The organism is Bradyrhizobium sp. Kon69 (assembly GCF_055807515.1).
Genome location: NZ_JBVVOS010000527.1, coordinates 1 through 244 on the forward strand (window position 1 = coordinate 1; position 244 = coordinate 244).

Here is a 244-nt window from a genome sequence, read left to right on the forward strand (position 1 = left end):
GGATCGCGGTATTCCTGGTCCTGGATCCAGAAGTCGGCGTACAGCACGTAGCGATCGAAGATGTTCTGACCGTACTCGCTGTAGGACTCGAGGTAAGCGGTCTGGATTTCCTTGCCGATGAACTCGATATAGCGCGGCGCCAGGTATTCCTTGAGGAAGCGCAGATAGCGCTCGCGGGTTTCGGCCTGGAATTGTACCTGTTGTACGTGCTGGAACAGCAGATCGAACAGGAACAATTCCAGGC

1 pseudogene is annotated in these 244 nt (G+C 55.3%); it reads right to left on the minus strand.

Annotated elements, in window-relative coordinates:
- A pseudogene (locus AC0L3U_RS40040) lies at positions 1 to 244 on the minus strand (PrkA family serine protein kinase); the annotation flags it as partial.